The 10512-nt window shown below is 48.5% G+C and carries 10 protein-coding genes; 6 read left to right on the top strand and 4 right to left on the bottom strand.

Going from position 1 to position 10512, the window contains the following annotated elements:
* The first annotated feature begins 151 nt into the window (after positions 1-151).
* A complete protein-coding gene (locus PN462_RS11740; protein WP_272128419.1) occupies positions 152-1609 on the top strand; it encodes a phosphoglucomutase/phosphomannomutase family protein in 1458 nt (485 codons plus the stop codon).
* A 108-nt stretch (positions 1610-1717) separates the two neighbouring features.
* Here the strand turns inward: PN462_RS11740 and PN462_RS11745 are convergent, their stop codons facing one another.
* The 3 genes from PN462_RS11745 to PN462_RS11755 all read right to left on the bottom strand — a co-directional run bounded on the left by PN462_RS11745 (position 1718) and on the right by PN462_RS11755 (position 4563).
* A complete protein-coding gene (locus PN462_RS11745; protein WP_272128420.1) occupies positions 1718-2716 on the bottom strand; it encodes an adenosine kinase in 999 nt (332 codons plus the stop codon).
* Between the two features lie 168 nt (positions 2717-2884).
* Complete coding sequence (rplY, locus tag PN462_RS11750) at positions 2885-3190, bottom strand: 50S ribosomal protein L25 (protein WP_272128421.1); 306 nt, start codon at positions 3188-3190, stop codon at positions 2885-2887.
* Between the two features lie 44 nt (positions 3191-3234).
* Entirely contained in the window at positions 3235-4563 is a 1329-nt protein-coding gene (locus tag PN462_RS11755) for an adenylosuccinate synthase (protein ID WP_272128422.1), read from the bottom strand.
* Between the two features lie 186 nt (positions 4564-4749).
* Between PN462_RS11755 and PN462_RS11760 the strand changes: the two genes are divergently transcribed.
* The 5 genes from PN462_RS11760 (at position 4750) to thiS (ending at position 8562) form a co-directional block, all read left to right on the top strand.
* Positions 4750-5790 (top strand): adenosine deaminase, encoded by a 1041-nt coding sequence (locus PN462_RS11760; RefSeq protein ID WP_272128423.1) that lies wholly within the window; start codon positions 4750-4752, stop codon positions 5788-5790.
* A gap of 100 nt (positions 5791-5890) precedes the next feature.
* Positions 5891-6394: a DNA recombination-mediator protein A gene (locus PN462_RS11765; protein ID WP_272128424.1), complete on the top strand. Its 504-nt coding sequence runs from the start codon at positions 5891-5893 to the stop codon at positions 6392-6394.
* A 202-nt stretch (positions 6395-6596) separates the two neighbouring features.
* On the top strand, positions 6597-7088 hold the full coding sequence (locus tag PN462_RS11770) for a YajQ family cyclic di-GMP-binding protein (protein WP_272128426.1): 492 nt from the start codon (positions 6597-6599) through the stop codon (positions 7086-7088).
* Positions 7089-7228: 140 nt separating this feature from the next.
* Positions 7229-8332, top strand: a complete 1104-nt coding sequence (locus PN462_RS11775; protein WP_272128427.1) for a thiamine phosphate synthase — start codon at positions 7229-7231, stop codon at positions 8330-8332.
* Positions 8333-8349: 17 nt separating this feature from the next.
* A complete protein-coding gene (gene thiS, locus PN462_RS11780; RefSeq protein WP_272128428.1) occupies positions 8350-8562 on the top strand; it encodes a sulfur carrier protein ThiS in 213 nt (70 codons plus the stop codon).
* 108 nt (positions 8563-8670) lie between these two features.
* Here thiS and PN462_RS11785 read toward each other — a convergent pair.
* Positions 8671-10512, bottom strand: a 1842-nt coding sequence (locus PN462_RS11785) for a CHAT domain-containing protein (RefSeq protein WP_272128430.1), incomplete at its 5' end; no start/stop codon positions are given.

Below are 10512 nucleotides of genomic sequence, written 5' to 3' on the forward strand. Positions count from 1 at the left end.
CCCATCTCCCCTACCTTCCCCATCTCCCCTACCTTCCCCATCTTCCGACTCCCTTATCAACTATCAACTCTCTCTGCGGTTTTCTAACTGCAAAATCGTGGAAGTATGTCAAAATGAAGGCAACACGCAACGTTTCAGGACGGGGAAGTTCATGCCTGTTACCATTGATTCGGTTCAATTTAAACCCATTCAATTTGGGACAGATGGGTGGCGCGGAGTGATCGCCGCCGATTTTACCTTTGAGCGAGTGATCCAAGTCGCTCCCCTCGCTGCACAAGTGCTAGCGAACCATTTTGGGGAGACAGTCCAACAGAAGAATTTAATTATTGTGGGCTACGATCGCCGTTTTTTGGCGGAAAAATTTGCCCTAGCAGCAGCCGAAGCAGTCCAAGCTGCCGGATTTGATGTCCTCTTAGCCCAAGAGTATTCCCCCACTCCGGCCATTTCTTGGGCGGTTCATGCCTACAACGCCTTGGGGGGGTTAGTGCTAACGGCCAGCCATAACCCTGCCCCCTATTTAGGACTCAAGGTAAAAGGGGCCTTTGGGGGGTCCGTTACCAAGACAGTTACCCAAGATATTGAAAATCTCCTCACTGAGGACATCACCCCGAAAACAGCCCCCGGTACTTTAAATCAGTTTGATCCGTGGGCGAGTTATTGCCAAGAATTGCAAAGTAAAGTGAAAATTGAGCCAATTCGGGCGGCCATTTCCTCTGGACAACTGCACGTTTTAGCCGATGTGATGCACGGGGCTGCCGCTACAGGGTTACAACGGTTACTGGGGATTGAAATTGAAGAAATTAACAGCAACCGCGATCCTTTGTTTGAGGGGGGTGCGCCTGAACCCTTGCCGAAATATATTCCGAAACTGTTTCGACGCATTCGAGAAGTGGGAACGACTCAACCCGATGCCCTCCGAGTGGGGTTTGTCTTTGATGGGGATAGCGATCGCATCGCCGCAGTTGACGCTCAAGGCAATTTTTGCAGTTCCCAAGTGTTAATCCCCCTCCTCATCGAGCATTTAGGCCAACGTAAGGGATTTAAGGGAGAAATCATCAAAACTGTAAGTGGTTCAGATTTAATCCCCCGTCTCGCCCAACTGTACAACATCCCCCTCCATGAAACCCCCATTGGTTACAAATACATCGGGGAACGAATGTTAGCCAATGAGGTCTTAATTGGCGGAGAAGAATCAGGAGGCATTGGCTATGGGACGCATATCCCAGAGCGAGATGCCCTCTTATCGGCTCTGTTTGTCCTAGAAGCGGTGGTAGAATCGGGCAAGAATATTGGGGATTTATACCGCACGTTACAGGAAAAAACGGCTTTTCAATTTGTGTATGACCGTCTTGATCTCCCCCTTCCCAATATGGAGGTGCGCCAAAAATTAGTTGATCGCCTTGAACAAGACACACCTCAAACTGTGGCAGGACAGGCGGTTTTAGACTGTCAAACCACGGATGGGTATAAGTTCCGGTTAGCCGATAGGAGTTGGTTATTGGTGCGTTTTAGTGGCACTGAACCCGTTTTACGGCTGTACTGTGAGGCCGCCAATTATGGGGAAGTGAAAAAAATTCTGGATTGGGCGAAAACTTGGGCCAATGAGTGAAAAATTCAGGAGTTGTTGGCTAGTTGTCTTGAATTAATTAAGGGTTGCATAGAAATGTAGGGACGTTCAGGCAACGTCCCTACAATGGTTGGATAGGATGTGATTTACCTAACTGGTGGGAACGTTATTCAATAAACCTTTAACTTCCTCGGTTTCTAAACGAGGCCCGTACCGAGAAACGATTTTAGACGCACCGACCGAGGCAATATGGCCGGCTTCCGCATAGCTCATGCCGTTGGTGATGCCGTATAAAAATGCTCCGGCGTACATATCCCCTGCACCTACTGTATCAATGGCTTTGACCGGGACGGGGTTCACATCAAGGAGTTGTTGCCCATCATAGACGATAGACCCTCGACCGCCACGGGTGATAGCGAATTGTTTGGCTTTGGATTGGCAAAATGCGATCGCCTCCTCTACATTATCCGTATCCGCCATCAACAAGGCTTCCCCTTCATTGGCAAAGAGAAAATCGAGATCATCTCCCATAATTTCCAAGATGCCATCCTTAAAAAACTTGACCATATTGGGGTCAGAGAGAGAAAAGGCCGTCTTAACTCCCGCCTCTCGCGCCACATCACGGGCTTTTAAGGCCGCAGCCTTCCCGGTGGGGGAGGAGACCAAATACCCCTCTAAATACAAATATTCGGACTCTTTCAGCGCGTCTAGCACTAAGTCCCCCTCTGACAAAGTGGCCGCTGCCCCTAAATAGGTATTCATCGTCCGGTCAGCATCGGGAGTCACTAAAACCAGACATTTCCCAGTAATCCCTTCATCTCGCTCGTGGTGTTGTAAATTACTGTCAATGCCCCAACGCTTTAAATCTTCCAAATAAAACGCCCCAGTTTCGTCATCGGCGACTTTACAGGAAAAGAACCCTTTACCACCCAGTTGACTAATTGCCACCATGGTGTTCGCCGCAGACCCACCACAGGCGCGTTTACAGGGGTTTTTATGGAGCGCATCGACTAATTCTTGTTGGCGGTTTTCATCCACCAAGGTCATTAAACCTTTATCAACGCTTAACTCCTGTAGTATTTCGGGAGTGACTTCGTATTCCATATCGACTAGCGCATTGCCAATCCCGTAAACGTCATATCTCGCCATGACTATTCAAAATAAATAAACAACAAGCCTCTCTGAGACACTTGTTGTTTATACCGCGATATGAGGGATTTGTCTATTTTTGGGGAGCAGAACTATCCCCAAATTTCTCCCCAAATTTCTCCCCAAATTTCTCCCCAGATTTCTCCGTGTTTCAGTCAGTTCAAGGGGTTAAGAATCTTCTTTCACGGCAAAAAAGCTCAAATGATAGAGATCACCTTTCCAGGGATGAGCTTGTATTTCACGAATTAAGGCGTTTCCTTCCCAAGAAAGATCGGGAATCTTGACATCCACCACGGTTTTATTCACGGTGGAATATCTTACTAAGGCTTCGGCTTCTTTTTTAGGAATGGTGAGTAAGAGAGATTCGTCTCCTTTGTGGCCATAGAGGTTGGCCGGAATTAATCCCTCTCGACGTAAGGCTCTGGCTTTACTGCCTTCCGGTCGTTTTTGACATTCGATTTGAGTCTTAGACATATCTTTGATATCCGTAGTGTGAACAGAAAAAAAGTGGCTTTCCCTTATACGGGCAGTCCTTGAGCATCCAGTAAGGCTCGTTTTGGCCCGTGAATGGGGTCTTCTACAATAATGGTTTGGTCTCGACTGGCCCCTAGGGAGACAATTGCAATGGGAACTTCCATCAATTCCGCCAGGAATTTCAGGTAGTCGAGGGCCTGTTTGGGCAGGTCTTCTAGTTTACGACAATCGGCGGTGGATTGTTGCCAACCGGGGACGGTTTTATAGACAGGTTGGCATTTGGCAAACTGACGACTGCTACTGGGGAGGTGATGACAGGGTTCTCCATCAATTTCGTAGCCGACACAGACTTTGATTTCCTCTAATTCGTCGAGGACATCGAGTTTGGTGATGGCCAGACAGTCTAACCCGTTGATGCGCACGGCATAGCGACCAATGACCGCATCAAACCAGCCACAGCGACGACGGCGGCCTGTGGTTGTACCGAATTCTGCCCCGCGATCGCCCAATTCCTTACCAATGCCATCGGTTAATTCCGTAGGAAAGGGGCCCTCTCCCACTCGCGTTGTATAGGCTTTGGCCACCCCAATCACGCGATCAATGAGGGTTGGCCCTACACCAGCCCCAACACAAGCTCCTCCTGCAATGGGGTTAGAGGAGGTAACATAGGGATAGGTCCCATGATCCAAGTCGAGTAATGTACCCTGCGCTCCTTCAAAGAGGATATTTTTACGCTGACGCGCTGCTTCGTTGATCTTGAGGGAACTATCAACGACATAAGGCCGCAAGCGATCGGCATAGGCCAAATAACGTTCAATGACCTCTTGGGGATCGAGGGGGGGCAGGTTGTAAAGTTTATGTATAATCTCGTTTTTATATTCAACAGCCCACTTTAATTGCTGTTTCAGTCCATCGGGATCAATGAGGTCAATCACCCGGATGCCAACCCGTTCGGACTTATCTGCATAGGTGGGGCCGATCCCCCGTTTGGTTGTGCCGATCTTATGTTTTCCTCGTTTATCTTCTGAGGCTTGGTCAATGAGCCGATGATAAGGCATCGTCACATGAGCCGTTTGGGAGATATGGAGGTTTTTCGTAGAAATGCCGAGTTCTTCTAACTGGTCAATTTCTCCGATTAAGACTTGTGGATCAATAACAGTCCCAGAGCCGATAATACATTCCGTGTTCGGATATAAAATACCCGAAGGAATTAAGTGGAGTTTGAAGGTTTGTCCTTGGACAACAACGGTATGTCCGGCGTTAACCCCCCCTTGGTAACGCGCAACGACATCCGCAGACCGACTCAACAGGTCTGTAATTTTGCCTTTCCCTTCATCTCCCCATTGGGCTCCAATAACGATAACGTTAGCCAAGGGTCTTCTATTAAATGACAACAGTTTTCACAAACTATCATTATCTATAGTCAGGGGGGAAACTGTCAAGTTTTTTTGGGTAATGGGTAATGGGCTCTCCCCCATCTCTCCCGACTCCCGACTCCCAACTCCCGTGTGTCTTTGTGGTTCAATTCCCCAACTATCAACTCTCAACTCTCAACTACTATGGCTTTATACGCAGAATTACACCGTCACCTAGGCGGTTCGGTTGTTCCCCGCATCCTTTGGCGGTATTTTCAACGGCATAATGACGATTTATCGGAGCGTTTTCCGGAATATCCGGAGTTTGAACAGTTTTATACTCGTCCCCGCAATACCTTAGATGAGTATTTAGAACTGCATACCCTCGTAGAAAGTGTCCAGACTCAAGACGCTCTTCCCTATTTTATTTATCGCTTGTTACGGGGGGCTTATATTTTTGAAAATTTAGCCTATTTGGAATTGCGCTATACACCGTTTTTGCGGACTCCGGAACATTTGAGTCAAAAAAAGCGGATTGCGGCCATGGCCGATGTGGTGGAGACGGTGGGAAAAGCCTCTCAAGCGGCAGATTACCCTATTTTGAATAGCCAAATCCTCTGTATGCACTCTCGCTTACCCTTTGAGGTGAATCAGGCGATTTTAGAGTTAGCCATTGAATCCGACTATGTTTGTGCGGTGGATGTTGCGGGGGGAGATGCTCATTATCAGGAGCGTTTGGATGAGTTTGTGAAATTGTATAAATTGGCGCGATCGCAAGGCATGAAAACCACCGGCCACCTCTACGAAACCCCCGATGGCTGTTATCCAGAGCTACTTCCCTACCTCATGCGCATCGGCCACGGCATCCAAATTCCCCTCCGCTATCCCGAATTACTCAAAGAAGTCGCCGCCAATGGCCAATGTTTAGAAATTTGTCCCACCACCTACTTTAAAACCGGGACATTGGAAGACCTGTCCCAATTAAAACTCATTTTTGAGCGATGTTTTGAAGCGGGAGTCGATGTGGCCATCTGTACCGATAACGCAGGACTCCACAACGTCCGTCTCCCCTTCGAGTACGAAAACCTCCTCACCCACGACATCATTAACTTCCGACAGCTACAAGCCTGTCAGGATGCCGCCTTCCGCCATGCCTTTGCTTGGCCCTACACCAAACCCCCCGCCTCCCTACTCACCAGTCTCTTGCAGCAAGAACCCCAGGATGCGCAATCGGTGTATCCGTAACATTTCCTCAAGAGTTTTATGGATTTCTGGGAAATCTCGCACATCACCAGTCCCTTGATGTTAGAATACCTACCGTTATTTGCAGCCTAATTTTAGGGGTTTGAGTCAATCTATCAATATCCAAGAAATTGATACACTGGCGCAAGAACTAGCGACCATCCAACAAACGGGGTCTAAGCGCATCGCGCTGCTAGGTTCGCGCCACGTACCGATTACACACCAGAAACTCATCGAAATGATGAGCTACGCGCTAGTTTTAGGGGGAAATCGCCTGATGACCTCCGGCGCAACCGGGACAAATTTGGCAGCCATTCGGGGGGCCATGCGTGCCGATCCCAATTTGCTGACCGTCATTTTGCCCCAAAGTCTAGCGCGTCAACCCAAGGAATCTCGCGCCGATCTCGATAAAGTCATTCATTTAGTGGAAAATCCAGAGAATGACCGTCTCTCCTTGGGAGAAGCGAGTGCTTTATGTAACCGTGAGATTATTGCTCGCTGTCAGCAGTTTATTTGCTTTGCGTTTCATGACAGTCACACACTGTTACGGACGTGCGAGGAAGCAGAGGAGCAGCGTAAAGTAGTGACGTTGTTCTATTTTGATTAACTGCGCGACCTATGGGGGATTGATCCTAGATAATTTATTCTTCTAGGATAGTCTTCTAGGTCATCGCGCCTAGAACGTTGCTTCTAGACTATTGATTCTAGGGAATTTATCCTAGAGTCTCGCTGAGAAATCTTTGATCAGTGATCGCTCGGTCATTGATAAAAGACGTAATCAAACTGACTGTCTATTTTTGTCTTGTGTTATGGCTTCAACCTATTCTTTTGATGTTGTGAGCGATTTTGATCATCAGGAAATGGTCAATACCGTAGATCAGACCATGAGAGAAATCAAAAATCGCTATGACTTGAAAAGTACAGATAGCAAACTCGACCTAGGAGAAAATGAAATCACTATCGAAACCGATAGTGAAATGACCCTAGATACCATTAACGATATTTTGCGGCAAAAAGCGGCAAAACGGGGCTTATCTCAGAAAATTTTTGAAGCTGGTAAGATAGAATCGGCCAGTGGAGGACGAGTGCGCCAAGTCGTCACTCTCAAACGAGGCATTGAGAAAGATTTAGCAAAAACAATTACTAAATTAGTTCGAGATAACGTAAAAAAAGCCCAAGCCTCCATTCAGGGCGATGCAGTCCGGGTTTCAAGTAAGTCCAAGGATGATTTACAAACGGTGATGCAAGTGTTAAAGGAAGAAGATTTCCCAGTCGCCTTGCAGTTTACCAATTATAGGTAAGGTTAATATACAGTAGTTCACCTCCCTTGAATGTAGAACATGAGGGGGATAGATTTGAGCAGAGCCAATAATGGGAAACCTAATGATTAAAGGCTTATCACACTGATTACTGTTTACCAATTACCGTTTACTGCTAAATTATGTCAGACCAGCCACAAAACCAACCCATTAGCACTGCCATTACAACCACCAATGGGGGGGCAAAACCCCCAATTCCCCACCAACAAGCCGTGTACCGTATCCTAGACGCAAACCTAGACCGGGCCAGAGAAGGACTCCGCATCATTGAAGAATGGTGTCGGTTAGGCATTAACCATCCTGACCTCACCCAAACCTGTAAAACCTTACGCCAAGACTTAGCCAGTTGGCATACCCCCGAAATTCGCCAAGCGAGAGACACCCCAGGAGACCTAGGGACCGACTTATCCCACCCCCAAGAAGAAACCCGAGCAACCCTAGAACACCTCCTCCAAGCCAACCTTTGCCGAGTCCAAGAAGCCTTACGAGTCTTGGAAGAATACGCCAAACTCACCGAGCCCCAGATGGCCCAAGCCTGTAAACAAATCCGCTATCAGGTTTATACCCTCGAAAGTGACCTACTGGGCAGTCAACGGAAACAAACTTTAGAAAAAGCCCCGTTATATCTCGTTACATCCCCCTCTCAACACCTCTTTACCGTAGTTGAAGAAGCCTTAAAAGGGGGTTTAACCCTTGTGCAATATCGGGAGAAAAACGCCGAAGATACCATTCAGTTAGCCCAAGCGGACAAACTGCGGCAACTATGCCACCAGTATGGGGCGTTATTTATTATGAATGACCGCATTGACTTGGCCTTAGCGGTAGAGGCCGATGGCGTGCATTTGGGCCAAGATGATGTCCCTGTTGAAGTAGCCCGGCAAATTCTCGGTTCAAACCGCATTATTGGACGTTCCACCACCAACCCTGGAGAAATGCAAAAAGCCATCTCCGAAGGTGCGGACTACATTGGTGTTGGCCCTGTTCATGATACCCCCACCAAACCCGAAAAAGCCGCAGCCGGACTGGAATACGTCCGTTATGCTGCCGAAAATTGTCCCATTCCGTGGTTTGCCATTGGCGGGGTTGATCCCCAAAATATCACGGAAGTTTTAAATGCAGGTGCATCCAGAGTGGCGGTTGTGCGGGCAATTATGCAAGCCGAACATCCTGCTTGGGTGACACAGTATTTCCTTTCCCAACTCAACCAAAAACGCCAACGAGTCTAACCTGTTTATAGTGCATCATGACTGAGCCAATTACCCTACAAGTGAACGGTGAACCCGTGACTTGTTCCCCCCAAACCCCACTTCCTAGGGTATTAGAACAAATGGGACTCAATCCCCGTTTAGTGGCGGTTGAATATAATGGAGAAATTCTCCATCGGCAATATTGGGACAACACGCAAGTGGAAAATGGCGATCGCTTGGAAATCGTCACCATTGTTGGGGGAGGATAATTCGTTAGAGGATAGCCCAAGAAACCGGGTTTCTCACCCAAATTAACGGCAAAACAGAGAAATGTAGATAGAAACCCGGTTTCTAACCCCCTGAAACTAAACCCAAAATCAAGGCTCACCAATTAAAATCAAAGGCGACCAGAAAAACGGGTGATTGGTTGTTTTATTATCCCCTAATTGACTCAATTTCGCCTGTCGCATCGCCTCCGCCTTATTCATTCCTTGGTTCAAATTTTGGTAAAATTGACTCATAATGGCTTGAGTCGCTTTATCATCCACACTCCACAAACTCGCAATTACCCCCTCAGCCCCAGCCCGTTCCAACACATAAGCTAACCCCGAAATTTCGATCCCATCAGCATTCGTCCCTTGGGCAGTTTGACACGCACTCAGGGTGATTAAATCAGTATTCTCCAACCCCAACAAGGCCGCATCAGCCAGATTAAATTGTTCTTCGGCAAAAAGGACGCTATTGCCCTCTATATCGGGGTTTAACAAGGCTTCTAGACTGTCGCATTCTGCCTCCTGTAAACAACAGCCAAAGGGTTGAAAACAGCCATGAGTGGCTAAATGGAGATAGGTGAAACGGGGGGCTTGTTTTTTGAAGGTGTCTAGGGTGGCGGCTTCACGGATATAGACCTCACTCTCCTTGAGTTGTTGGGCAATTACTTGCACCTCCTGTTCCGCCCCCGGTAGGTTATAGGGGGCTTCTGGGACGGGGTTGCCGAGGGCGAGGACTTGGGGGGAGGTGGGTTGCAGGAGGAAGTAGCCGCTAATGCTACTCAGCAGCAACACACCGCCACTGAAGACGCGCTTTTTCCCCCAAAGCAGGGTGATGAGGGCAAGGAGGAAAACTACGCCTGTGAGGGCTTTTAAGGGGGTGATGGGAAGCTGGGAGGGGGTGGCGGAACGGGAGGAGAGGCGAGTCAGGTAGTGGATGGGGTATTGTTGCAGCAGGTATTGTTTCGTTTGGGGGTTTTGGAGGGTTTCAAAGGGGAGATAGCGGAGTTTTCCGGTGGCGATGATGGCGAGGTGTTGGGGGTTGTGTTGGTCGATTTGGTCTTGGATGGGTTGGATGAGGTGGTTATAGAGGGTTTGGCTGGTGGTGGCGTAGTCTAGGTTTTTGCGGTTTGCCAGTTGTTGGCGGTATTGGTCGAGGAGTTGGTTAAATTCTGTACCGTTGACGGGGTGTTTGGTGACGGTGAGGCTGTCACGGGTGAGGAGAAAGAGGGCAAGGCTTTCGGGGACGTTTTCGGCGTTAATGAGGGGGACGGGATGGAGGACGAGGGTATTTTCGGGGATGCTGGCTTGCAGTTTGGCGATGTCGGTGGGGGTGGTTTCAAAGAGTTCGGCAATTTCGGGGTGTTGTTTGCCGATGGTGTCCGCTTCTTGCATGACTTGGGCTTCCATTTCCCGCATTTTTTCGGCTAGGGGTTCGGAGTAGTCTTCCTCTAGTTGTTGGCGGAGGGCTTGCAGTTGCAGGTTTTTTTTGTTCCATTCATCGAGGGCAGTTTGGGCGGCGCAGTTGTCGCAGACTTTGGCATCAATGAGGCGGGTATAGTCGGCAAGGTCGGCGGTGGTGACGCGGTTGATCCATTCGTAGGCGCGTTGGGGTTGGTTTTGGTCGATGAGGAGGTCTGTTAGGGCTTTGGCTGTTCCTTGGTTGCTTTCGATGAAGGTTTTGCGGTTTTCTCGTTTTAATTCTTTGCGGAGGTCTAGGATGATGTTGAGGGATTGTTCTAAATGTTGGATGGCTTCTTGGGGTTGGTTGGTGTCTCGGTAAACAAACCCCATGTTACTAAGAGTAGCGGCTTCTCCTGCGCGATCGCCCACCGCTTTAAACAAGGGTAAGGCTTGGTTGTAGTAGTCTAGGGCTTTTTCTTTTTCTCCTAAATCTGAATAGACCAAACCAATATTATTGAGGGTAGTGGCTTCTCCTGCGCGATCGCC

It is taken from the genome of Spirulina sp. CS-785/01 (assembly GCF_028330525.1).
Taxonomy (GTDB): Bacteria; Cyanobacteriota; Cyanobacteriia; order Cyanobacteriales; family Spirulinaceae; genus JAQMSD01.

Coding starts and splice junctions, on each gene's coding strand:
- thiS (WP_272128428.1), top strand. CDS start 8,350: ATGACTGAGCCAATTACCCTACAAGTGAACGGTGAACCCGTGACTTGT.
- PN462_RS11760 (WP_272128423.1), top strand. CDS start 4,750: ATGGCTTTATACGCAGAATTACACCGTCACCTAGGCGGTTCGGTTGTT.
- PN462_RS11770 (WP_272128426.1), top strand. CDS start 6,597: ATGGCTTCAACCTATTCTTTTGATGTTGTGAGCGATTTTGATCATCAG.
- PN462_RS11775 (WP_272128427.1), top strand. CDS start 7,229: ATGTCAGACCAGCCACAAAACCAACCCATTAGCACTGCCATTACAACC.
- PN462_RS11740 (WP_272128419.1), top strand. CDS start 152: ATGCCTGTTACCATTGATTCGGTTCAATTTAAACCCATTCAATTTGGG.
- PN462_RS11745 (WP_272128420.1), bottom strand. CDS start 2,716: ATGGCGAGATATGACGTTTACGGGATTGGCAATGCGCTAGTCGATATG.
- rplY (WP_272128421.1), bottom strand. CDS start 3,190: ATGTCTAAGACTCAAATCGAATGTCAAAAACGACCGGAAGGCAGTAAA.